General features: G+C 60.4%; 18 protein-coding genes. 14 read left to right on the top strand and 4 right to left on the bottom strand.

What is annotated here, in order from left to right; genetic code table 11:
* Positions 1-44: 44 nt before the first annotated feature.
* Positions 45-989 carry a GlxA family transcriptional regulator gene (locus IAI51_RS17780; protein ID WP_187679668.1) on the bottom strand — a complete coding sequence of 315 codons (945 nt, stop codon included), beginning with the start codon at positions 987-989 and terminating at the stop codon, positions 45-47.
* Between the two features lie 192 nt (positions 990-1,181).
* On the opposite strand from IAI51_RS17780, the gene IAI51_RS17785 reads away from it, so the two are divergent.
* The 6 genes from IAI51_RS17785 to IAI51_RS17810 all read left to right on the top strand — a co-directional run bounded on the left by IAI51_RS17785 (position 1,182) and on the right by IAI51_RS17810 (position 6,516).
* The gene (locus IAI51_RS17785; RefSeq protein ID WP_187679669.1) at positions 1,182-2,126 is read left to right on the top strand and encodes a choline ABC transporter substrate-binding protein; all 945 of its coding nucleotides are present in this window, start codon (positions 1,182-1,184) and stop codon (positions 2,124-2,126) included.
* A gap of 75 nt (positions 2,127-2,201) precedes the next feature.
* Entirely contained in the window at positions 2,202-3,089 is an 888-nt protein-coding gene (locus IAI51_RS17790) for a 3-keto-5-aminohexanoate cleavage protein (protein WP_187679670.1), read from the top strand.
* Between the two features lie 39 nt (positions 3,090-3,128).
* Entirely contained in the window at positions 3,129-4,094 is a 966-nt protein-coding gene (locus IAI51_RS17795) for an L-carnitine dehydrogenase (RefSeq protein WP_187679671.1), read from the top strand.
* Between the two features lie 241 nt (positions 4,095-4,335).
* Positions 4,336-4,812 carry a thioesterase family protein gene (locus tag IAI51_RS17800; protein ID WP_187679672.1) on the top strand — a complete coding sequence of 159 codons (477 nt, stop codon included), beginning with the start codon at positions 4,336-4,338 and terminating at the stop codon, positions 4,810-4,812.
* Positions 4,813-4,834: 22 nt separating this feature from the next.
* Positions 4,835-5,998, top strand: coding sequence for a gamma-butyrobetaine dioxygenase (locus IAI51_RS17805; protein WP_187679673.1), 1,164 nt, complete (start codon positions 4,835-4,837; stop codon positions 5,996-5,998).
* A 254-nt stretch (positions 5,999-6,252) separates the two neighbouring features.
* The gene (locus IAI51_RS17810; RefSeq protein ID WP_187679674.1) at positions 6,253-6,516 is read left to right on the top strand and encodes a hypothetical protein; all 264 of its coding nucleotides are present in this window, start codon (positions 6,253-6,255) and stop codon (positions 6,514-6,516) included.
* A gap of 125 nt (positions 6,517-6,641) precedes the next feature.
* Here IAI51_RS17810 and IAI51_RS17815 read toward each other — a convergent pair whose 3' ends face one another.
* Both IAI51_RS17815 and IAI51_RS17820 read right to left on the bottom strand, forming a co-directional pair.
* Positions 6,642-7,745 carry a GlxA family transcriptional regulator gene (locus tag IAI51_RS17815; protein WP_007949927.1) on the bottom strand — a complete coding sequence of 368 codons (1,104 nt, stop codon included), beginning with the start codon at positions 7,743-7,745 and terminating at the stop codon, positions 6,642-6,644.
* Positions 7,746-8,285: 540 nt separating this feature from the next.
* On the bottom strand, positions 8,286-9,662 hold the full coding sequence (locus tag IAI51_RS17820; RefSeq protein ID WP_187679675.1) for an L-serine ammonia-lyase: 1,377 nt from the start codon (positions 9,660-9,662) through the stop codon (positions 8,286-8,288).
* A gap of 436 nt (positions 9,663-10,098) precedes the next feature.
* Between IAI51_RS17820 and IAI51_RS17825 the strand changes: the two genes are divergently transcribed.
* The 3 genes from IAI51_RS17825 to choV all read left to right on the top strand — a co-directional run bounded on the left by IAI51_RS17825 (position 10,099) and on the right by choV (position 13,133).
* The gene (locus tag IAI51_RS17825) at positions 10,099-11,046 is read left to right on the top strand and encodes a choline ABC transporter substrate-binding protein (RefSeq protein WP_187679676.1); all 948 of its coding nucleotides are present in this window, start codon (positions 10,099-10,101) and stop codon (positions 11,044-11,046) included.
* A gap of 66 nt (positions 11,047-11,112) precedes the next feature.
* A complete protein-coding gene (gene choW, locus IAI51_RS17830) occupies positions 11,113-11,958 on the top strand; it encodes a choline ABC transporter permease subunit (protein WP_187679677.1) in 846 nt (281 codons plus the stop codon).
* Positions 11,955-13,133 (top strand): choline ABC transporter ATP-binding protein, encoded by a 1,179-nt coding sequence (gene choV, locus IAI51_RS17835; RefSeq protein ID WP_016772804.1) that lies wholly within the window; start codon positions 11,955-11,957, stop codon positions 13,131-13,133. The genes choW and choV overlap by 4 nt, the downstream gene beginning before the upstream one ends.
* Before the next feature lie 190 nt (positions 13,134-13,323).
* Here the strand turns inward: choV and betT are convergent, their stop codons facing one another.
* Positions 13,324-15,321, bottom strand: coding sequence for a choline BCCT transporter BetT (betT, locus tag IAI51_RS17840; protein ID WP_187679678.1), 1,998 nt, complete (start codon positions 15,319-15,321; stop codon positions 13,324-13,326).
* 428 nt (positions 15,322-15,749) lie between these two features.
* Here betT and betI point away from each other — a divergent pair, with 428 nt between their 5' ends.
* The 5 genes from betI (at position 15,750) to IAI51_RS17865 (ending at position 22,798) form a co-directional block, all read left to right on the top strand.
* Positions 15,750-16,343: a transcriptional regulator BetI gene (gene betI / locus IAI51_RS17845; protein ID WP_187679679.1), complete on the top strand. Its 594-nt coding sequence runs from the start codon at positions 15,750-15,752 to the stop codon at positions 16,341-16,343.
* Positions 16,344-16,432: 89 nt separating this feature from the next.
* Positions 16,433-17,905 (top strand): betaine-aldehyde dehydrogenase, encoded by a 1,473-nt coding sequence (gene betB, locus IAI51_RS17850; protein WP_187679680.1) that lies wholly within the window; start codon positions 16,433-16,435, stop codon positions 17,903-17,905.
* Positions 17,906-18,059: 154 nt separating this feature from the next.
* A complete protein-coding gene (gene betA / locus IAI51_RS17855) occupies positions 18,060-19,763 on the top strand; it encodes a choline dehydrogenase (protein ID WP_187679681.1) in 1,704 nt (567 codons plus the stop codon).
* 255 nt (positions 19,764-20,018) lie between these two features.
* Complete coding sequence (locus IAI51_RS17860; protein WP_187679682.1) at positions 20,019-21,461, top strand: TldD/PmbA family protein; 1,443 nt, start codon at positions 20,019-20,021, stop codon at positions 21,459-21,461.
* Entirely contained in the window at positions 21,461-22,798 is a 1,338-nt protein-coding gene (locus tag IAI51_RS17865; protein WP_187679683.1) for a TldD/PmbA family protein, read from the top strand. The genes IAI51_RS17860 and IAI51_RS17865 overlap by 1 nt, the downstream gene beginning before the upstream one ends.
* Positions 22,799-22,838 lie beyond the last annotated feature (40 nt).

Below are 22,838 nucleotides of genomic sequence, written 5' to 3' on the forward strand. Positions count from 1 at the left end.
GGCTAGCCCGCTCCCACAGGGTTCTATGGCGTTGCTGAAACCCCTCAGGCTTGGGCGGTACGTCGGTCTTCGCGGGGGCAGCGGGCGAATTTTGCTCGGTAACTTCTTGTGAAATACGACGGTGATTCAAAGCCGCAAGCGATGCTGACTTCCAGCACGCTCATGTCGGTCTGGCGCAACAACTGCCGTGCCTTTTCCAGCCTTAAGCGCAGATAAAAATTACTCGGCGTGTCGTTCAGATGCAGCCGAAACAAGCGCTCAAGTTGGCGCCGGGTCACTTTGATCGATTCCGCCAACGCCAACGTGGTCAGCGGCGGTTCGCTGTGTTGTTCCATCTCGCCAATCACCTGAACCAGCTTCTTGTTGCTGATGCCGTAGCGCGTGGCGACTTCCATGCGTTGATGGTCTTTGCGTGGACGAATTCGCCCCAACACAAACTGTTCGCTGACCTGAATCGCAAGTTGCGGGCCGTGGGCCTGGGCGATCAGGTCGAGCATCAAGTCGATGGAGGCGGTGCCGCCGGCCGAGGTGATCCGTCGACGGTCGATTTCGAACAGCTCCTGGGTCACGCTGAGCTGTGGATAAGATTCCTTGAAGGCGTCGATGGCTTCCCAGTGCAGGGTCAGGCGATGACCATCGAGCAGGCCAGCCTCGGCGAGGACGAAACTGCCGGTGTCGATGGCGCCGAGGGTCACGCCTTCGTTGTCCAGCCGTCGCAGCCAATGCTCCAGCGTCGGCGTGGCGAACTTCAGCGGTTCGAAGCCGGCCACCACCAACAACGTCGCGCCTTTCTTCAGCGGCTCCAACGCCGCGTCGGCGTTGACCGACATGCCGTTACTCGCCAGCACCGCCCCGCCGTCAGCGCTCAGCACATGCCAGCGGTACAACTCGCCACGAAAGCGGTTGGCCACGCGCAGCGGTTCGATCGCGGAAATAAAGCCAATGGCGGAGAACCCCGGCATCAGCAAAAAGTAGAAATCCTGGGACATGTGCGCACTCGGTCGGCGGGTAGCGTGGATCGTTGATACGCCGATTGTCGTCAGCGTTCAAGCGCACAGGTCGCTACAGTGCAAATGCCAGTCGCCGCAGTGCGCTTTCAAGGGCGTATAGCTGCGTAACTTTGCATCACCGGCACGCCAGATGCCGGAACTCACAATAAACGACCTGCCGAGGAACCCGACATGAAACGACTGATCAGCAGCTGTGTTCTTGCACTCAGCGGTACCGCTTTCTTGAGCGCCAGCGTCATGGCGGCCGAACCCGCGTCTTGCCAGAACGTGCGCATGGGCGTGGTCAACTGGACCGACGTGATCGCCACGAGTGCCATGACCCAGGTGCTGCTCGACGGCCTCGGCTACAGCACCAAACAAACCAGCGCGTCCCAGCAAATCATCTTCGCCGGGATCCGCGACCAGCGTCTGGACTTGTTCCTCGGCTACTGGAACCCGTTGATGACCCAGACCATCACCCCGTTCGTCGATGCCAATCAGGTCAAAGTCCTCGACGCACCGAGCCTCAAAGACGCCCGCGCCACCCTCGCTGTGCCGACTTATATGGCCGACAAGGGCCTGAAGACGTTCGCCGACATCGCCAAGTTCGAGAAAGAACTGGGCGGCAAGATCTACGGCATCGAGCCGGGTTCGGGCGCCAATACCCAAATCAAGGCAATGATCACCAAAAACCAGTTCGGCCTCGGCAAGTTCCAGTTGGTCGAGTCCAGCGAGGCCGGCATGCTTGCCGCCGTCGATCGCGCCGTGCGCCGCAAAGAGGCCGTGGTGTTCTTCGGCTGGGCGCCGCACCCGATGAACGTCAACGTCAAGATGACCTACCTCACCGGCAGCGACGACGCCCTCGGCCCGAACGAAGGCATGGCCACGGTGTGGACGGTCACCGCACCGAAATACGCCGAGCAATGTCCGAACATCGGTCGCCTGCTGAGCAACCTGACGTTCACCGCCGAAGACGAGAGCCGGATGATGCAGCCGCTGCTTGATCACAAGGACGCCTTTGAGTCGGCCAAGCAATGGCTCAAGGATCACCCGCAAGACAAACAGCGCTGGCTCGAAGGTGTGACCACTTTCGACGGCAAACCAGCCGCTGAAAACCTGCAACTGACCAGCCAATAACCCACCACTGAATCATCGCTTCGCAGCCCGGCAAGGGCTGCGAACAGACCCATCACGCCTGAAGGAAACTGCCTCATGAACCACGACGTCATCATCACCTGCGCACTTACCGGTGCTGGCGACACGACCGCCAAGAGCCCCCACGTGCCGGTCACCCCGAAACAGATCGCCGCAGCCGCCGTGGAAGCGGCCAAGGCCGGCGCCACCGTCGTGCACTGCCATGTACGCGATCCACAGACCGGCAAGTTCAGCCGTGACGTGGCGCTGTACCGCGAAGTGATGGAGCGCATCCGCGAGGCGGACGTCGACATCATCGTCAACCTCACCGCCGGCATGGGCGGCGACCTGGAGATCGGCGCTGGCGAGAATCCGATGGAGTTCGGCCCGAACACCGATCTGGTCGGCCCGCTGACTCGCCTGGCTCACGTCGAAGCGTTGCTGCCGGAAATCTGCACCCTCGATTGCGGCACCCTCAACTTCGGCGATGGCGACACCATTTACGTTTCGACCCCGGCGCAGCTGCGGGCAGGCGCCAAGCGCATCACCGAGATGGGCGTGAAAGCCGAACTGGAAATTTTCGACACCGGTCACCTGTGGTTCGCCAAGCAGATGATCAAGGAAGGCTTGCTCGACAACCCCTTGTTCCAGCTGTGCCTGGGCATCCCGTGGGGCGCGCCGGCCGATACCACCACCATGAAAGCCATGGTCGACAACCTGCCGGCGGATGCGGTGTGGGCCGGGTTCGGTATCGGCCGGATGCAGATGCCGATGGCCGCGCAAGCGGTGTTGCTCGGCGGCAACGTGCGGGTCGGTCTGGAAGACAACCTGTGGCTGGACAAAGGCGTGCTGGCGACCAACGGCCAATTGGTCGAACGCGCCACCGAGATCCTCAGCCGCCTCGGCGCCCGCGTGCTAACGCCAGCGGAAGGCCGCAAGAAGATGGGCCTGACCCAGCGCGGCTGACGGCCCACATGGGCTTTTAGAACTCTTAAGGACATGACCATGAGCTTTATCACCGAAATCAAAACCTTCGCCGCCCTCGGCAGCGGTGTCATCGGCAGCGGCTGGGTTGCCCGCGCCCTCGCCCACGGCCTCGATGTGGTGGCCTGGGACCCGGCGCCCGGGGCTGAAGCGGCACTGCGCAAACGCGTGGCCAATGCTTGGGGCGCACTGGAGAAAAGCGGCCTGGCGCCGGGCGCATCCCAAGATCGCCTGCGTTTTGTCGCGACCATCGAAGAATGCGTGCGCGATGCCGATTTCATTCAGGAAAGCGCCCCGGAACGCCTGGAGCTGAAACTGGAACTGCACAGCAAAATCAGCGCAGCGGCCAAGCCCAATGCTTTGATTGGATCGAGTACTTCGGGCCTGTTACCGAGTGAGTTTTACGAGAGTTCGACGCACCCGGAACGCTGTGTGGTCGGTCATCCGTTCAACCCGGTTTACCTCCTGCCGCTAGTCGAAGTGGTCGGCGGCAAAAACACCGCGCCCGAAGCCGTGCAAGCGGCGATGAAAGTCTACGAATCCCTCGGCATGCGTCCGCTGCATGTGCGCAAGGAAGTCCCGGGCTTCATCGCCGACCGCTTGCTCGAAGCGTTGTGGCGCGAGGCGCTACACCTGGTCAACGACGGTGTGGCGACTACCGGCGAGATCGACGATGCGATCCGTTTTGGCGCCGGTTTGCGCTGGTCGTTCATGGGCACTTTCCTGACTTACACGCTGGCGGGTGGCGATGCGGGCATGCGCCACTTCATGTCGCAATTCGGCCCGGCGTTGCAGTTGCCGTGGACGTATCTGCCGGCGCCGGAGTTGACCGACAAGTTGATCGATGACGTGGTGGATGGCACCAGTGAACAGCTTGGGGAGCGCAGCATTTCGGCGCTGGAGCGCTATCGTGATGATTGTTTGCTGGCGGTGCTTGAGGCGGTGAAAGCTACCAAGGAGAAGCATGGGATGAGTTTCAGCGAGTGATGCGTCCGCTTCAAACCGCGGCCCTCACCCTAGCCCTCTCCCGGGGGGAGAGGGGACTGACCGAGGTGAATGTTCGAGCTACGCCGACCTGAAAATACCGAGCCGAACTCAAGGTCTGAACAGCCCCCGATCAGCTCCCTTTCCCCCTCGCCCCCTTGGGGGCGGTCCGACGTTTCGGGAGGGCTGGGGTGAGGGGGTTGCTCTTGATCCTAACGACCCGCCAACTGCCGGAATCCAAACCATGCCCCACCTCACCACCTACCAAACCCGCATCATCCCCGACTGGGTCGACTACAACGGCCACCTGCGCGATGCCTTCTACCTGCTGATCTTCAGCTACGCCACCGACGCCCTGATGGACCGTCTCGGCATGGACAGCAACAACCGCGAAGCCAGCGGCAACTCGCTGTTCACCCTCGAACTGCACCTCAATTACCTGCATGAAGTGAAGCTCGACACCGACGTCGAAGTGCGCACGCAAATCATCGGCCACGACAGCAAGCGCCTGCACCTTTATCACAGCCTGCATAAGGTCGGAGAAGACCAGGAACTGGCCGGCAACGAACAAATGCTGCTCCACGTCGACCTTGCCGGCCCGCGTTCGGCGCCGTTCAGTGCCGACACCCTGAGCCGCCTGCAAGCCATCGTCGCCGAGCAGACCGACCTGCCCGCCCCCGCTTACATCGGCCGCGTCATCGCCCTGCCACCCGCCCGGTAAATCCCAATCGCAAGGAGCCGCCATGAACACCGCTGCCGCTGTTGCCGACTTCCGTACTTATCCGTTGATCAGCGCGCTGAGCGGCGTGCAGACCCTGGCGGATCGCGTTTCGATTGCCTGGGCCGATGGCCGCATCAGCCCGTTTCATCATGTCTGGTTGCGGGATAACTGCCCGTGTGAACAGTGCGTCTACAACGTCACTCGCGAACAGCTTTTCGAGATTGTCGATGCGGCACAGGATCTGGCCCCCGTTGCTGCGTATATCGATACCGGAGGCTGCCTGCGCATCGACTGGCAGGACGGCCATCTCAGCCGTTTCGATCCGGGCTGGCTGCGGGCGCATGCCTATGACGACGAATCCCGCGCCGAACGCCTGGCCGCCAAACCCAAGCCTTACCTCTGGCACAACGACTTGCAGTTGCCGGTCTTCGATTACTCGGCGCTGATGAACGACAACGCAGCTTTGCTGCAATGGCTGCTCGCCGTGCGTGATATTGGTCTGACTCAGGTGCGCGGCGTACCCACCGAAACCGGTTCGCTGAAACCCATTGCGCAACGCATTTCCTTCATCCGCGAAAGCAATTTCGGCGTGCTGTTCAACGTGCAATCCAAGGCCAACGCCGACAGCAACGCCTACACCGCTTTCAACCTGCCATTGCACACGGATCTGCCAACCCGAGAGCTGCAACCGGGGCTGCAATTTCTGCATTGTCTGGTGAATGACGCCGAGGGTGGCGAGAGCATTTTTGTTGACGGGTTTGCGATTGCCGATGCCTTGCGCCAGGAAGACTCTGCGTCATTTCAGGCGCTGTGCGAGATCCCGGTAGAGTTTCGCAACAAGGATCGTCATAGCGACTATCGCTATCTGGCGCCGATCATTGCACTGGATACGCTGGGCCGGGTCGCGGAGATTCGCATGGCAAATTTTCTGCGCGGCGCGTTCGAGACGTCGGTGGAGCAGATGCCGGTGTTGTATCGGGCTTATCGGCGGTTTATCGCGATGACGCGGGAGCCGCGTTTTCGCTTGATGCAGCGGCTCAACCCAGGTGAGTTGTGGTGCTTTGATAATCGCCGCACGTTGCACGCGCGCAATGCGTTTGACCCAAGCACCGGGGCGCGGCACTTTCAGGGCGGTTACATCGACCGGGATGAGTTGTTGTCGCGCATCCTGGTGTTGCAACGCTAGATCGCAAAAAAAGCCCCGATACCAGCCGTGACAGGATCGGGGCAGAGGGTACTGTTGAGGAGCTGCCGTGCGAGGGTGACCAAACCTTCGTGTTGCAAGCTGAGCTCAGTGTGCCCACTCCCCTTTACGACGAGTTAGCCGAAAACGACCTGTTCATAGCAGTCGCGGCCACTGCGACAAATCGCCCTTGCCGTCCCTCCCCTTGCCTACCAGAATCGAGCCACGACCTCCGTTGCCGAAGAAGGATTCGCCTCATGATGTATGCCGATTTGATCGATCAGGAAGACCTGTTGGGCCAGCTCAAGGCATTGGGATTTCAAGTGCCGAGCGGCTCCACGGCGGAGCAGGCTTGCGAGTGTGCGGTGCGTGGGCTGGATAACGTTCGCGCGTTTGAATTGCGCAAGATGGTCAAGGAAATGTACACCAGCGGCGCGAGCATTCAGCCGGCGGTGCGTCAGGCCATCGACAAGCAGTTGTTGCCGGCATTGGCGGATTACCAACAAAGCCATAGCGCCTGACACTGATCGCTTGATCGTTCCCATGCTCCGCGTGGGAATGCCTCAACGGACGCTCCGCGTTCGGCCTTTTGGGACGCGGAGCGTCCCGGGCTGCGTTCCCACGCAGAGCGTGGGAACGATCCTGATCAGAGCCTTACGCTGGCAAACGTCGACTCGTTCCGCGCCTGGCTCAACGCCGACATCGGCCCCGACAACGGCGACATCACGATCGCCTGCGGCAGCGGCAGCATCGCCACTTGCTGTGTCGTATTGGAACCCACGCGCTCGTCACGCGGCGGAATGCCGAAGTATTCGCGGTAGCACTTGGAGAAGTGCGGCGTCGACACGAAACCACACACCGAAGCCACTTCGATGATCGACATCGGCGTCTGCTTGAGCAGTTGCCGGGCGCGGATCAGACGCAGCTTGAGGTAGTAGCGTGACGGCGAGCAGTGCAGGTACTTCTGGAACAGGCGCTCAAGCTGTCGACGCGACACGGCGACGTACACCGCCAGTTCGTCCAGATCGATCGGCTCTTCCAGATTCGCTTCCATCAACGCGACGATTTCCTGCAACTTCGGCTGGTTGGTGCCGAGCATGTGCTTGAGCGGCACGCGCTGGTGATCCTGCTCGTTGCGGATGCGCTCGTAGACGAACATCTCCGAGATTGCGGCGGACAGTTCACGGCCGTGATCGCGGCTGATCAGGTGCAGCATCATGTCCAGCGGCGCGGTGCCGCCGGAGCTGGTGAACCGGTTACGGTCGAGGGTGAACAGGCGAGTGCTCATCGCCACGCGCGGGAAAGCTTCCTGCATCGCCGCCAGACATTCCCAGTGCACGCTGCAATCGAAACCGTCGAGCAGGCCGGCGCAGGCCAGCGCCCAACTGCCGGTGCACACGGCGCCGAGACGCTTCGACTGCCGCGCCTGGCTTTGCAGCCATGAGACGTGTTCACGGGTAACAGTGCGTTGAATGCCGATGCCGCCGCAGACGATCACGGTGTCCAGCGGCGGGGCTTTGTGCATGGAGGCGTCGGGGGTGATTTGCAGACCGTCACTGGCCCACACCTGGCCGCCATCGACGGTGAGGGTGCTCCAGCGATACAGCTCACGTCCGGACAATTGATTGGCCATGCGTAGCGGTTCTACCGCAGAGGCCAGGGAAATCAGCGTGAAATTGTCCAGCAGCAGAAAGCCGATGGATTGAGGCGCACGGTTCTGGGGTTGGGCCCCTGAGTTGAACGACGTCATCGCGGTATCTCCTCACACAAAGCGGGTGATGGCCTCAGGCGGAGGCTCTTGTTATCGCCGCGTACTCATGCGGGAGACGGGCTTTGTTATGACAGAGCAATTGCCATGCCTAAAATTGAATGAGCGTTCAATAACTCCTGAAAACGACGTCGCGACGTGTCTATTCGAGAGGTCCGACGAAAGGTATTTCGAAGTGCCATCAGCGATGGCGAAAGCCCTGCCCCGTAGCCTGTGAGCAAATCGGTAGCACTTGTGGGAACTGGCCTGCGCGCAGTTGGCGGGGAGTGTCACCCAAGGCACGGGTGACGGACGGTAGGAGGGGCGAATCAGGTGATGGAACTGGGAAATACTCTTATCTGATTGCGACGCGCTAAAAGGTGGCGTGTTTTGAATCGGGTGTTCAGTTAGCGAGCAGTTTTGACTGGTCTGGCCTCATCGCTGGCAAGCCAGCTCCCACAGGTTATGCGGTGTGGCAAATATCTTGATCACACCATAAATCTTTGTGGGAGCTGGCTTGCCAGCGATTGGGGCAACTCGGTCTCAGCACTCAACCGCGCTCACCGCCAACCCACCCCGCGACGTCTCTTTATATTTGTCATGCATGTCGGCGCCGGTATCACGCATGGTGCGGATGACTCTATCGAGCGAAATGAAATGCTGACCATCCCCGCGCAAGGCCATCTGCGCCGCGTTGATCGCTTTCACCGCCGCAATCGCGTTGCGCTCGATGCACGGCACTTGCACCAGCCCGCCCACCGGATCGCAGGTCAGGCCAAGGTTATGTTCCAGGCCGATTTCCGCTGCGTTGCATAATTGCTCGGGCGTGGCGCCAAGAATCTCCGCCAGCCCCGCCGCCGCCATCGCGCAGGCTGAGCCGACCTCGCCCTGACAACCGACTTCGGCGCCGGAGATCGAGGCGTTCTTCTTGCACAGAATCCCCACCGCCGCCGCGCCCAGCAAGTAATCGACCACGTTGGCGTCAGTCACCGCTTCGCTGAACTTCATAAAGTAGTGCAACACCGCCGGGATGATCCCCGCCGCACCATTGGTCGGTGCCGTGACCATGCGCCCACCGGCGGCGTTCTCTTCGTTGACGGCGAGGGCAAACAGGTTGACCCACTCCATCGCACTCAGGGTCGAGCCGATCACATTGGGCTTGTTCAACTCTTGCAGACTGCGATGCAACTTCGCTGCGCGCCGCCGCACATTCAAACCACCGGGCAGAATGCCCTCGTGTTTCAGGCCCTGCTCGACGCAATCCTGCATCGCCCGCCACAGCGTCATCAGTCCGGCGCGAATTTCTTCTTCACTGCGCCAGACCTTCTCGTTGGCCATCATCAATTCGGCAACGCGCAGGTTGTTCTTTTTGCACAGCTCCAGCAGCTCGACGGCGCTGGAAAAGTCATAAGGCAACTCGGTGCGATCCAGATCGACCACACCGCTGGACGCCTGCGCCTCATCCACCACGAAGCCGCCGCCGACTGAATAGTAGGTGTCGCGATGCAACTCACCATGATCACCCTCGGCAACCAGCGTCATGGCGTTGGGGTGGAACGGCAGGTTTTCGTCGATCAGGCGCATGTCGCGAGCCCAGACAAACGGCACTGACAGGCGACCATCCAAGAGAAGGGTGTGGGTTTCACGCAAAGCCTGGATGCGCGGGCCGATCTGCGACGGGTCGATTGCGTCCGGCCATTCGCCCATCAGGCCCATGATCACCGCGTTGTCGCTGCCGTGACCGATGCCGGTGGCCGACAGTGAACCGAACAACTGCACTTCTACCCGGCGCACCTGTTCCAACTGATGCTTGCTGCGCAGAGTCTCGACAAACAATGCCGCGGCGCGCATCGGCCCGACGGTGTGAGAACTGGAAGGGCCGATGCCGATTTTGAACAGGTCGAAAACGCTGATAGCCATTGCTGCAGAGCTCCTGAGGATGCCGGTCCGGGGCGTGAAGCGCCCACTGGCGGAGCTGCTACGCTCAAGCTGCGATCCGCCGGAATGCCGGCATCATCAGGCTTTTGTCGGGTCGCACGGCGTCTGACACCGACGCACTCATGCCCACTAACGCCGTAGCGCTTTCGTCCCCGGTTTTCGCCGTTTTTATGCGGTTCAGATGGCCAAACGGGGCTGAAAAAAGCTGTAAACGACGTCACTGACACTGGATGCGACCATCCCTGTACTGGATACGACGCCCCCTGTAGGCGTCAGATTTTCACTGGTACATGATCGTTATGACTCGATTGCAAGGCGCCGTGGTAGAGCTGTCTCCAGAACGCCATCCAACCGCAACCTATAAGTGCGGTGGTCCACAGTCGGAACACTGCCAAAAAAAACACCAAGGAGTCCATCCATGAAAGGTTCCCCGTCGTTGTTGTTGGCCGCCATGCTGAGTCTGCCGTTACTGGCTCAAGCCGCAGAACCGGCGCAGTGCAGTACCGTTAACTTCTCCGATGTCGGCTGGACCGACATCACCGCCACCACCGCAACCACCTCCGTTGTTCTCAACGCCCTCGGCTACAAGACCAAGACCACCATGATCTCCGTGCCGGTGACCTACAAGTCGCTGGCCGACGGCAAGAACATGGACGTGTTCCTCGGCAACTGGATGCCGACCATGGAAAACGACATCAAGGCCTACCGCGAAGCCGGCACCGTGGAAACCGTGCGCACCAACCTCACGGGCGCCAAGTACACGCTCGCCGTGCCGCAAGCCCTGTACGACAAAGGTCTGCATGACTTCGCCGACATCGCCAAATTCAAGAAAGAGCTCGACGGCAAGATCTACGGCATCGAGCCTGGCAACGACGGCAACCGTCTGATCCAGAGCATGATCGACAAGGACGCCTTCGGCCTGAAAACCGCCGGTTTCAAAGTCGTCGAATCCTCCGAAGCGGGCATGCTCTCGCAGGTTGACCGTGCTTCTCGGCGTGGCACCGAAGTGGTGTTCCTCGGCTGGGCGCCGCACCCGATGAACAAGCGCTTCAAGATCCAGTACCTGACCGGTGGTGACGAATTCTTCGGCCCGGATTTCGGTGCCGCAACTGTGGCGACCAACACCCGCAAGGGCTACGCCACCGAGTGCAGCAACGTCGGCCAGTTGCTGAAGAACCTGGAGTTCACCGTCGACATGGAAAGTGAACTGATGGGCAACATCCTCGACGACAAGATGAAGCCTGACGCGGCCGCCAAGGCCTGGCTGAAAAAGAATCCACAAGTGCTCGATACCTGGCTCGCTGGCGTGACCACCATTGACGGTAAACCTGGCCTGGAGGCCGTGAAAGCCAAGATTGCTCAGTAATCGCTTATGCCGGACGGCTCCGGCCGTCCGGGCTGTTTATTTCCTTGCATGCGGACGTTCACTACCATGCTGATTGATCAGAAAATACCTTTAGGCCAGTACATCGCGGGCTTCGTTGAATGGTTGACGCAACACGGCGCCAACACCTTCGACGCCATCGCCGTGACGCTGGAAACGATGATCCACGGCGTGACGTTTGCGCTCACCTGGTTCAACCCTTTCGTCTTGATCGGCCTCATTGCCCTCCTCGCCCATTTCATCCAGCGCAAATGGGGGCTGACTGTTTTTGTGATTGCGTCCTTTCTGCTGATCCTCAATCTGGGCTACTGGCAGGAAACCATGGAAACCCTCGCCCAGGTCATGTTCGCGACCCTGGTCTGCGTGGTCATCGGCGTGCCGTTGGGCATCGTCGCCGCGCACAAACCGATGTTCTACACAGTGATGCGTCCGGTACTCGATCTGATGCAGACCGTACCGACCTTCGTTTACCTCATTCCTACCCTGACCCTCTTCGGGCTGGGTGTGGTGCCAGGCCTGATCTCCACGGTGGTGTTCGCCATCGCTGCGCCGATCCGCCTGACCTACCTGGGCATCCGCGATGTCCCACAAGAACTGATGGACGCCGGCAAGGCCTTCGGCTGCTCGCGTCGCCAATTGCTCTCACGGATCGAACTGCCTCACGCCATGCCGAGCATCGCGGCCGGCATCACCCAGTGCATCATGCTGTCGCTGTCGATGGTGGTGATCGCGGCACTGGTGGGCGCCGACGGACTCGGCAAACCGGTGGTCAACGCACTGAACACTGCTGATATCGCCCTGGGCTTCGAAGCAGGCCTGGCGATCGTACTGCTGGCGATCATGCTCGACCGTATCTGCAAACAACCCGACGCTAAAGTAGGGGGTGACGCATGAGCATAATTCGCTTCGAAGACGTCGACGTAATCTTCTCCAAGGATCCACGCGAGGCACTCAAGCTGCTGGATCAGGGCATGACCCGTAACGAGATTCTGAAAAAGACAGGGCAAATTGTCGGCGTGGAAAAAGCCACGCTGGACATCAACAAAGGCGAAATCTGCGTATTGATGGGCTTGTCCGGTTCCGGCAAGTCGAGCCTGTTGCGCTGCATCAACGGCCTCAACACCGTGAGTCGCGGCAAGCTGTTCGTCGAGCATGAAAACCGTCAGATCGACATCGCCTCCTGCACCCCGGCCGAACTGAAAATGATGCGTACCAAACGCATCGCCATGGTGTTCCAGAAGTTCGCCCTGATGCCGTGGCTGACCGTGCGCGAGAACATCAGCTTCGGTCTGGAAATGCAGGGTCGACCGGAGAAGGAACGCAAGAAACTGGTCGATGAAAAACTCGAACTGGTGGGCCTGACCCAATGGCGTAACAAGAAGCCTGACGAACTCTCTGGCGGCATGCAGCAGCGCGTGGGCCTGGCCCGTGCGCTGGCGATGGATGCCGACATTCTGCTGATGGACGAACCGTTCTCGGCACTTGACCCGCTGATCCGTCAGGGTCTGCAGGATGAACTGCTGGAACTGCAACGCAAGCTGAGCAAGACCATCGTGTTTGTGAGCCACGACCTCGACGAGGCACTGAAACTCGGCAGCCGTATCGCGATCATGAAAGACGGCCGGATCATCCAGTACAGCGTGCCGGAAGAGATCGTGCTGAACCCGGCGGATGACTATGTGCGTACATTCGTGGCGCACACCAATCCGCTCAACGTGCTCTGCGGTCGCAGCCTGATGCGCACGCTGGACAAGTGCAAACGCATCAACGGTTCGGTATGCCTCGATCCGGGCGGCGACTCGTGGCTGGATCTGGCGGAAGGCAACACCATCAAGGGTGCACGGCAGAACGGTTCGGTGCTGAACCTGCAGAACTGGGCACCGGGGCAAGCGGTAGAAGGGCTGGAGCGCAAGCCGACGCTGGTGGATTCGAATATCGGCATGCGTGATGCATTGCAGATTCGTTATCAGACCGGCAACAAACTGGTGCTGCACGATAACAATCATGTGGTGGGGATTCTGGGCGACAGCGAGTTGTATCACGCGTTGCTGGGCAAGAACCTGGGCTAAACACCCCGCACACAAAAACGCCGCGAGAGGATCGCGGCGTGATCGTTCCCACGCTCTGCGTGGGAATGCAGCCCGGGACGCTCCGCGTCCCACAACAGCGGACGCGGAGCGTCCATTGATGCATTCCCACGCGGAGCGTGGGAACGATCATGCAAAAGGGGCTCAATAGAGCCCCTTTTGATTTAGCTGTTTAGCTGTACACCCGGCCAAGGAGTTGCCGATGGCTTTCAAACTGATCGAGCACATCCCGCGTGATTTGATCCTGCGTGAAGCCCATCAGGTCGTAATCCTGACTGCCGTTGTGCAGATACACCTCGGCGCGATAGAAACGCTGACGCGCCTCTTCAGACTCGATAGATTCAGTCGGGGTCGCCAGATAGCCATCCAGGCTCACTTCGTATACGAAAGGGTTGCCCTCTTCCATCTCGATGCGCACGCCCATGCAACGTTTGGATTTACCCAACAACGTTTGCACTTCCAGACCCTGCGCACGCATTTGCGCAGCCGCATCTTCCAGCGCCGGGCTGACCTGTTTGTCCATGAAACGCTGCACCACCGATTGGCTCGGTTGCAGATCCAGTTGCGTCAGACGCTCGCTGAAACCGCGACGACCGCGCTCAGCCAGTTGCGCTTGCTCCTGTTCGATCTGCACGTCCTGACGCATCGCCTTGTGCAGGCCAAACATGAAGAACACCAACACCACCGAGAACGGCAGACCGGCCAGCACCACCATGGTTTGCATGGCTTCGAAGTTACCGGCGAACAGCAGACCGATGGTCACCAGGGTGATCACCGCCGACCAGAAGATCCGCAGCCAGTGCGGCGCATCTTCGTCGACGTTGCCGCCCTTGCAAGAGAGGTTGGCCATCATCACCGCGCCAGAGTCAGCCGGTGTCAGGAACAGCACGAAACCCACGAAGATCGACACACCGATGACGATTTTCGACGCCGGGTAGTGCTCAAGCAACTGGTAGATCGCCATCGACGGCTGTTCCAGCGCCGTCTTGCCAAGCTCAACCGCCCCCTGGTTCATCACCAGATCCAGTGCCGAGTTACCGAAGATCGACAGCCACGCCAGAGTGAAGCCCAGCGGAATGAGCAGTACGCCGGCCACCAGTTCACGCACGGTACGACCACGGGAAATCCGCGCGATGAACATGCCTACGAATGGTGCCCAGGAAATCCACCACGCCCAGTAGAACAGAGTCCACAGGCCCATCCAGCGCTCGGATTTCTCGCCATTGCCTTCGTACACATAAAGGTCGAACGTTTTCAGGACGATGCCGTTGAGGTAATCGCCGATGTTCTGTACGAAGCCGTTGAGCAGGTGCAGCGTCGGGCCAAACAGCAGAACGAAAATCAGCAGACCGCTGAACAGCACGATGTTCAGGTTGGACAGACGACGGATGCCGTTTTCCACACCGGACACGGCAGCGATGGTCGCTACGGTGCTCATCACGATGATCACGATCAGCAAATTGGTGTTGCTGTGTTCCATGCCGAAGAGGTTTTCCAGGCCCGAGGACACTTGCAGCGAGCCGATCCCCAGGTTGGTCACCAGACCCAGCAGGGTCACGAACATGCCGAAGCCGTCTACAGCGTGACCGGCCGCGCCTTTGACCCAACGCTCACCAACCAGCGGATACAGCGCCGAACGCAGGGCCAGCGGCTGGTTATGACGATAGGCAAAGTAAGCAACAGCCAGACCGACCAGTGCGTAGATCGCCCAGCCGTGCAGGCCCCAGTGCAGGAAAGTCAGCTGCACCGCCTGACGCGCAGCCATGTTCGTGGCCGATGCGCCTTCCGGCGGATTGAAGTAGTGATCCAGTGGCTCGGATGCGCCGAAGTACAGCAGCGAAATACCGATACCCGACGAGAACAGCATCCCCGCCCAGGCGCCGTAACTGAAATCCGGGGTGTCGTCCTTGCTGCCCAGTTTGAGTTTGCCGTAGGAGGAAAACGCCAGGCCCACCACAAACACCAGGTAAGCGGCGATCACCACCATGTAGTACCAGCCGAAGCTGCGCGACAACCAGGCCTGAGCGATACCCAACAATCTGCCGGCCTCTTGCGGGGCGATGATCAGAATGGCGGTCAACAACAGAATCAGCGCGGTAGAGGTGTAAAACACCCAACCGTTGACCGTCACCTTCTCGGGCGGGGTCTTTATAAGCGAGGCAGAACTCATGGCACAAATGCTCCAGGCAGTGCGAGAGAAGAACACAAGGCAACACGGAACCCGACCAATCGGTTAGTTGGCAGCCGACCGGCGGGTGATATAAAGACACCCCGAAAAAAGCCCGAACCTGCCGAAATGGCGCTGCGAATCGCTTTCGTGGCCAAAGCAGTGCGGACGTTCATCCGAAACCTGGCCCTGAGCGTCTTGCCCATTCAACACGTCCATCGAACAGCGAACCGCGCCATGCCCCACGCAGGTTTCAAGCATTTTCGGATGTCGGTTTATCGCCATTTACAAGCAGAAAAAATCTGTAGGCAGCGACGATTTGTCGCAGATCTTATTCTTTGTTGATTGAACGTTCAATCAAAACAAAATAGACTGGCCCTCAATCCGATAAGCGTTATTCGCCCGTCGGAAGGCCTAAGGAGATGTGCAAGATGCCCAAGGTCGGTATGCAACCCATCCGCCGCCAACAACTGATCGAAGCCACGTTGCAAGCGGTCGATCAGGTCGGAATGGGGGACGCCAGCATTGCGCTGATCGCCCGTTTGGCCGGTGTCTCGAATGGCATCATCAGTCATTACTTTCAGGACAAGAACGGCCTGATTGCCGCCACGATGCGGTATCTGATGAATGTCCTTAGCGAGAACGTCACCGCGCGCCGTCAGGCGCTGGCAGACAGCAGCCCACGGGCGCATCTGCAGGTGATCATCGAAGGCAACTTCGACGCCAGCCAGGTCAATGGCCCGGCAATGAAAACCTGGCTGGCCTTCTGGGCCACCAGCATGCACCAGTCGTCTTTGCACAGGTTGCAGCGGATCAACGATCACCGTCTGTATTCCAACCTGTGCTGCGAGTTCCGCCGTGTGTTGCCGCTCGAAGATGCGCGCAGCGCCGCCCGAGGTCTCGCAGCCCTCATCGACGGTTTGTGGTTGCGCGGTGCACTGTCGGGAGACGCTTTCGACACGGCGCAGGCGCAACAGATCGCTTACGAATACATGGATTTCCAATTGGCCAAGCAGGTGAGCTAGAGCACAGAGAAAACGCTCGGCCCCTGAACCGCCACCGCAGCGTCATCGCGATGGTCAACGCCAACCACTAATGCACTTGCGAGGACACTATGGCCCGTTTCGAACTGCAAAAACTCTACATCGATGGCGCGTACTCCGACGCTGGCAGCGATGCCACCTTCGAAGCCATCAACCCGGCGAACGGTGAAGTCCTCGCCAAAGTGCAACGTGCGACCAAGGAAGACGTCGAGCGTGCTGTAGTCAGCGCCGAAAAGGGCCAGAAAATCTGGGCCGCGATGACCGCCATGGAGCGTTCGCGCATCCTGCGTCGCGCCGTCGACATCCTGCGCGAGCGCAACGATGAACTGGCTGCTCTGGAAACTCTGGACACCGGTAAAGCCTTCTCCGAAACCAAGTACGTCGACATCGTCACCGGCGCTGACGTGCTGGAATACTACGCAGGCCTGGTACCCGCCATCGAAGGCGAGCAGATCCCGCTGCGTGACACCGCTTTCGTCTACACCCGTCGCGAGCCGTTGGGCGTGGTTGCCGGTATCGGCGCGTGGAACTACCCGATCCAGATCGCGCTGTGGAAATCCGCTCCAGCCCTGGCGGCCGGTAACGCGATGATCTTCAAGCCAAGCGAAGTCACCTCGCTGACCACCCTGAAACTGGCCGAGATCTACACCGAAGCCGGCGTACCGAATGGCGTGTTCAACGTTCTGACCGGCAGCGGCCGTGAAGTCGGCACCTGGCTGACCGAGCACCCGCGCATCGAGAAGATCTCGTTCACTGGCGGCACCGACACCGGCAAGAAAGTAATGGCCAGCGCTTCGGCTTCGTCGCTCAAAGACGTGACCATGGAACTGGGCGGCAAATCCCCGCTGATCATCTTCGACGACGCCGACCTCGATCGCGCTGCCGACACCGCGATGATGGCCAACTTCTACAGCTCCGGTCAGGTCTGCACCAACGGCACTCGCGTATTCGTGCCTAGCCACCTGAAAGCTGCTTTCGAAGCCAAGATCGTTGAGCGCGTTGCACGCATCCGCGTCGGCAACCCGGAAGACGAAAACACCAACTTCGGCCCACTGGTCAGCTTCCCGCACATGGAAAGCGTGCTGGGTTACATCGCCAAGGGTAAAGAAGAAGGTGCCCGCGTCCTGTGTGGCGGCGAGCGTCTGACCGACGGCGAGTTCGCCAAAGGCGCATTCGTTGCTCCGACCGTGTTCACCGATTGCACCGACGACATGACCATCGTCCGTGAAGAAATCTTTGGCCCGGTCATGGCGATCCTCTCCTACGAAACCGAAGAAGAAGTGATCCGCCGCGCCAACGACACCGACTTCGGCCTGGCCGCCGGTATCGTCACCAAAGACCTGAACCGCGCTCACCGCGTGATTCATCAACTGGAAGCCGGCATCTGCTGGATCAACGCCTGGGGCGAGTCCGACGCAAAAATGCCGGTGGGCGGTTACAAGCAGTCGGGCGTTGGTCGTGAGAACGGCATCAGCTCGCTGAACAACTTCACTCGCATCAAATCGGTACAGGTCGAGCTGGGCGATTACGTCTCGGTGTTCTAAGACCCGAGCCCTGTATTGCCTGCGAGGGCCTCTTCGCGGGCAAGCCCGCTCCCACAGGAAACCCCATTCCAATGTGGGGGCGAGCCTGCTCGCGATTCGAGTGCGCAGCACTCGCCGAGGCCCGACCTGACCAACTTCAAAGAGGGTGCATTCAATGTCCCAAGAATTCGATTACATCATCATCGGTGCCGGCTCGGCCGGTAACACCCTGGCGACCCGTCTGACTGAAGACGAAGGCGTCACCGTTCTGCTGCTCGAAGCAGGCGGCCCGGACTACCGTTTAGACTTCCGCACGCAAATGCCGGCTGCCCTGGCGTTCCCGCTGCAAGGCCGTCGCTACAACTGGGCCTACGAAACCGATCCAGAGCCACACATGGATGGTCGCCGGATGGAATGCGGTCGCGGCAAAGGCCTCGGCGGTTCCTCGCTGATCAACGGCATGTGCTACATCCGCGGCAACGCGATGGACTACGACGGTTGGGCGAAACTGCCAGGCTTGGAAAACTGGTCGTACCTCGACTGCCTGCCGTACTTCCGCAAAGCCGAAACCCGCGACATCGGCCCGAACGACTACCACGGTGGCGAAGGCCCGGTCAGCGTGACCACGCCGAAGGCGGGTAACAACCCGCTGTTCCACGCCATGGTTGAAGCTGGCGTACAAGCCGGCTACCCGCGCACCGAAGACCTGAACGGTTACCAGCAGGAAGGTTTCGGCCCGATGGACCGCACCGTGACGCCGAATGGCCGTCGTGCTTCCACCGCCCGTGGTTACCTCGACACCGCTAAAAAGCGTTCGACTCTGACCATCGTCACCCACGCCCTGACCGACAAGATCCTGTTCGAAGGCAAGCGTGCGGTCGGCGTGCGCTACCTGGTCGGCGACGCTGAAGAGCGCGTTGAAGTCAAAGCGCGCAAAGAAGTGTTGCTGTGCTCCGGCGCCATCGCTTCGCCGCAGGTTCTGCAGCGTTCCGGCGTAGGCCCGGCGAAACTGCTGGAAAGCCTCGACATTCCGGTCGTCCACGATCTGCCGGGCGTCGGTGAAAACCTGCAGGATCACCTTGAGCTGTACCTGCAATACGCTTGCACCCAACCGGTTTCGCTGTACCCGTCGCTGCTCTGGTACAACCAGCCAGCCATCGGTGCCGAATGGCTGTTCAACGGCACCGGCATCGGCGCCAGCAACCAGTTCGAGGCCGGCGGTTTCATCCGTTCGCGTCCGGAATTCGAATGGCCGAACATCCAGTACCACTTCCTGCCGGTGGCGATTAACTACAACGGCAGCAACGGGGTGAAAGAGCACGGCTTCCAGGCGCACATGGGTTCCATGCGTTCGCCAAGCCGTGGTCGCATCCAGGTCAAATCCAAGGATCCGCGTCAGCATCCGAGCATCCTGTTCAACTACATGGCCACCGAGCAGGACTGGCAGGAATTCCGCGACGGCATCCGCCTGACCCGTGAAATCATGCAACAGCCTGCACTGGACGCCTTCCGTGGCCGCGAAATCAGCCCGGGCATCGACGTGCAAACTGATGAACAGCTGGACAAGTTCATTCGTGAGCACGCCGAAACCGCGTTTCACCCGTCCTGCTCGTGCAAGATGGGCACCGACGAGATGGCTGTGGTCGATGGCGAAGGTCGTGTGCACGGCATGCAAGGCCTGCGTGTGGTCGATGCGTCGATCATGCCGATCATCACCACCGGCAACCTGAACGCGCCGACGATCATGATGGCGGAGAAAATCGCCGACAAGATCCGTGGCCGCCAGCCGCTGCCGCGTAGCACCGCTGCTTACTACGTTGCGGGCGATGCGCCAGTGAAGGGCAAACCGATGCGTGATATCACGCCTGTTGCTCAGTAAGACGTAATACCGAGGCGCGGCCTTCGCGAGCAGGCTCGCTCCCACATTGGAATGCATTTCAAATGTGGGAGCGAGCCTGCTCGCGAAGGGGCCCTCACATTCAGCACAAATCCCTCTGCTTCAAGTAAATCCTCCTACACCCCCTCTTCACTTGATCCTACCCCCACGCAGGCCTACTCTAGACCTCGCGCGACCGCTTCACCCCTCCCCGCCGAATCGCAATGCCCCGCTACTCCATAACAAGGAGGTTCCCGAATGTTCGATTTCCACCCCCAGCTCAAGCAGCGCTTCGCTGCCTTGCGCACGGGCGCTGAATTCTTTTCCCTGCGGTATGTACGCGAGTCCGGCCAGTACCTGTCGGTGCGCAAGAACGTTGCCGAACCGCCGAGCCTGAGCCGCGACGAAGGGGCGATGCTCACGGTGCGGGTCAACGGTGTCGAGGCCTACGCGGCCACCAACGACCTCTCGCAACAAGGCCTGCAAGCCGCCCTCGAGCGCGCCGAACAGCAGGCCCGGGCGCTCAAGCCCCACGCCTTGCTCGACCTGCGCGATCAGCCGGTTTCGAGCGACCGCGCCGATTACTTTTCACCCAATCTTGACCAACCCTTCCCGTCCCTGAGCGAATGCTTTGAGCTGCTCGGCGCCGAATCCGCCTCGGTGCCAAAGGATGAGCGCCTGGTGAATTGGGAAGTGAGCATCGGCATCACCCACGTCGAGCAGATCTACCTGAGCAGCGCCGGCGCCGAACTGCGCCAGGCCCAGCGCTTCGTCTACCCGGGCCTCGACGTCACCGCCTACGACGGCAACGACAGCCAGACCCGCAGCCTCGGCCGTGAGAACTTCGGCCAGCAGGGCGGCGCGGATGTGATCAGCCGCTGCGGCCTGATCGGCGCCGGCCCGCAAGTCGCCGATCAGGCCTTGCAACTGCTGCTCGCACCGAACACCCCGCAAGGCCCGCGCGACCTGCTGCTGATGCCCGACCAGATGATGCTGCAGATCCACGAGTCCATCGGCCACCCGCTGGAACTCGACCGCATCCTCGGCGATGAACGTAATTACGCAGGCACCAGTTTCGTCAAAGCCAGCGACTTCGGCAGCCTGCAATACGGCTCGAAGCTGCTCAACGTGACGTTCGATCCGGGTATTCCCGAAGAACTCGCCAGCTACGGCCATGACGACGACGGCACCAAGGCCAGCAAACAATTCCTGATTCGCGAAGGCCTGTTACTCCGGCCACTGGGCGGTGCACTGTCGCAGTTCCGTGCAGGGCTCGACGGCGTCGCCAACAGCCGCGCCTGCGGCTGGAACCGCCCGCCGATCGACCGCATGGCCAACCTCAACATCGAGCCGGGCGACCAGCCACTTGAGCAGATGATCAAGGGCATCGAGCACGGCATTTTGATGAGCACCAACCGATCGTGGTCGATTGACGATGCGCGCAACAAATTCCAGTTCGGCTGCGAATGGGGTCAGTTGATCGAAAACGGCGAACTCAAAGGCGTGGTGAAAAACCCCAACTACCGGGCGATTTCCGCGCACTTCTGGAAGAGCCTGCGCGCTGTCGGCGATGCCAACACCGTCAAGGTGCTGGGCACGCCAAACTGCGGCAAAGGCGAACCGAACCAGGTAATCCGCGTCGGCCACGCTTCACCGGCCTGCGTATTCAGCAACGTTGATGTATTTGGGGGAGACGCCTGATGAGTATTTCGAAGAGTCAGTCCGACGCCTTCAAGGTCATGGTCAATTGGCTGCGCGACAGCGTGCGCGAGCCCGAGCAGTTCACCCTCAGCTACGCCGCCGAATCCTCGGCATTCGTGCGTTTCAACCACGCCAAGGTGCGGCAGGCCGGGCAAGTGCAGCAAGCCGAGGTTGGCCTGAAACTGATCAACGACGGCCGCCACGCCGACCTGCACATCACCCTGTCCGGTGATCAGGAAGCCGACCTGCAACGCCTTGCCGAAGGCCTGCATCAACTGCGCGAAACCCTGCCGCTGCTGCCGCAGGATCCGTATCTGTTGCTCAACCACAACGGCTGGCAGAGCAAGAACATCCAGGAACATCCGCTGCCTGACACCGAGCAGGTCGTGGCAGAAATCTGCGCTGCTGCTGAAGGTCTGGATCTGGTCGGTTTCTATGCGGCCGGCCCGATCAGCCGTGGCTTCGCCAGCTCTGCGGGTGCATTTGGCTGGCATCAGGCCAACAGCTTCAATTTCGACTTCAGCCTGTTCCATGAAAATGGCGAAGCGGTGAAGGCGAGCTACGCCGGGCACGAATGGAGCAGCGAAGGCTTCGCCAAGCGTTTCCAGCAGGCCCGCGAGCAGCTTGAGTTTCTCGGTCGCCCGCTGCGCACACTGGCACCGGGGCAGTACCGCGCTTACCTGGCACCCGCTGCACTGGAAGAAATCATGGGCATGTTGTGCTGGGGTGGTTTCTCGGCACAGTCGATTGCCAGCAAAAGCAGCCCGCTGCAAAAGCTGTATGCCGGCGATCAGACATTCAGCCCACTGGTGTCGCTGGATGAGAAAGTCAGCGGTTCACTGAGCCCGGCGTTTTCCGGGGAGGGTTATCCGCGCAGCGATCTGCGGCTGATCATCGAAGGCAAGGCCGGCGAGCAACTGGTCGGGTCGCGCAGTGCCGCCGAATACGGCTTGACCGCCAACGGCGCCAGCGGCGGTGAAGCACCGAGTGCGTTGAACATGGCGGCCGGTGATCTGTCGCAAGCGGAGATACTCAAGCAATTGGGCACCGGGCTGTACATCAGCAATTTGTGGTACCTGAACTTCTCGGATCAACCGGCGGCGCGCCTCACCGGCATGACTCGCTTCGCAACCTTCTGGGTCGAGAACGGCGAGATTCAGGCGCCGGTCAGCACCATGCGTTTTGATGACAGCGCTTACAACCTGCTCGGTTCGCAGCTGGAAGCGCTGACCGCCGAGCGCGAGATGTTGCTGTCGGCGAGCACGTATAGCCAGCGCAATACTTCGTCGGCGCTATTGCCGGGCGCGCTGGTGAGCCGATTGACCTTGACCCTCTGACGGCGATCGTTCCCACGCTACGCGTGGGAATGCAGCCCGG

The sequence above is a fragment of the Pseudomonas sp. N40(2020) genome, from assembly GCF_014472415.1.
Lineage (GTDB): Bacteria > Pseudomonadota > Gammaproteobacteria > Pseudomonadales > Pseudomonadaceae > Aquipseudomonas.

Bases quoted from the DNA above. Each gene is read 5' to 3' on its own strand.
- IAI51_RS17780 (WP_187679668.1), bottom strand. From the start codon at position 989: ATGTCCCAGGATTTCTACTTTTTGCTGATGCCGGGGTTCTCCGCCATT.
- betT (WP_187679678.1), bottom strand. From the start codon at position 15,321: ATGAGTTCTGCCTCGCTTATAAAGACCCCGCCCGAGAAGGTGACGGTC.
- choW (WP_187679677.1), top strand. From the start codon at position 11,113: ATGCTGATTGATCAGAAAATACCTTTAGGCCAGTACATCGCGGGCTTC.
- betA (WP_187679681.1), top strand. From the start codon at position 18,060: ATGTCCCAAGAATTCGATTACATCATCATCGGTGCCGGCTCGGCCGGT.
- IAI51_RS17800 (WP_187679672.1), top strand. From the start codon at position 4,336: ATGCCCCACCTCACCACCTACCAAACCCGCATCATCCCCGACTGGGTC.
- IAI51_RS17825 (WP_187679676.1), top strand. From the start codon at position 10,099: ATGAAAGGTTCCCCGTCGTTGTTGTTGGCCGCCATGCTGAGTCTGCCG.
- IAI51_RS17810 (WP_187679674.1), top strand. From the start codon at position 6,253: ATGATGTATGCCGATTTGATCGATCAGGAAGACCTGTTGGGCCAGCTC.
- IAI51_RS17795 (WP_187679671.1), top strand. From the start codon at position 3,129: ATGAGCTTTATCACCGAAATCAAAACCTTCGCCGCCCTCGGCAGCGGT.
- IAI51_RS17820 (WP_187679675.1), bottom strand. From the start codon at position 9,662: ATGGCTATCAGCGTTTTCGACCTGTTCAAAATCGGCATCGGCCCTTCC.
- betI (WP_187679679.1), top strand. From the start codon at position 15,750: ATGCCCAAGGTCGGTATGCAACCCATCCGCCGCCAACAACTGATCGAA.
- IAI51_RS17790 (WP_187679670.1), top strand. From the start codon at position 2,202: ATGAACCACGACGTCATCATCACCTGCGCACTTACCGGTGCTGGCGAC.
- IAI51_RS17805 (WP_187679673.1), top strand. From the start codon at position 4,835: ATGAACACCGCTGCCGCTGTTGCCGACTTCCGTACTTATCCGTTGATC.
- IAI51_RS17860 (WP_187679682.1), top strand. From the start codon at position 20,019: ATGTTCGATTTCCACCCCCAGCTCAAGCAGCGCTTCGCTGCCTTGCGC.
- IAI51_RS17785 (WP_187679669.1), top strand. From the start codon at position 1,182: ATGAAACGACTGATCAGCAGCTGTGTTCTTGCACTCAGCGGTACCGCT.
- betB (WP_187679680.1), top strand. From the start codon at position 16,433: ATGGCCCGTTTCGAACTGCAAAAACTCTACATCGATGGCGCGTACTCC.
- choV (WP_016772804.1), top strand. From the start codon at position 11,955: ATGAGCATAATTCGCTTCGAAGACGTCGACGTAATCTTCTCCAAGGAT.
- IAI51_RS17865 (WP_187679683.1), top strand. From the start codon at position 21,461: ATGAGTATTTCGAAGAGTCAGTCCGACGCCTTCAAGGTCATGGTCAAT.
- IAI51_RS17815 (WP_007949927.1), bottom strand. From the start codon at position 7,745: ATGACGTCGTTCAACTCAGGGGCCCAACCCCAGAACCGTGCGCCTCAA.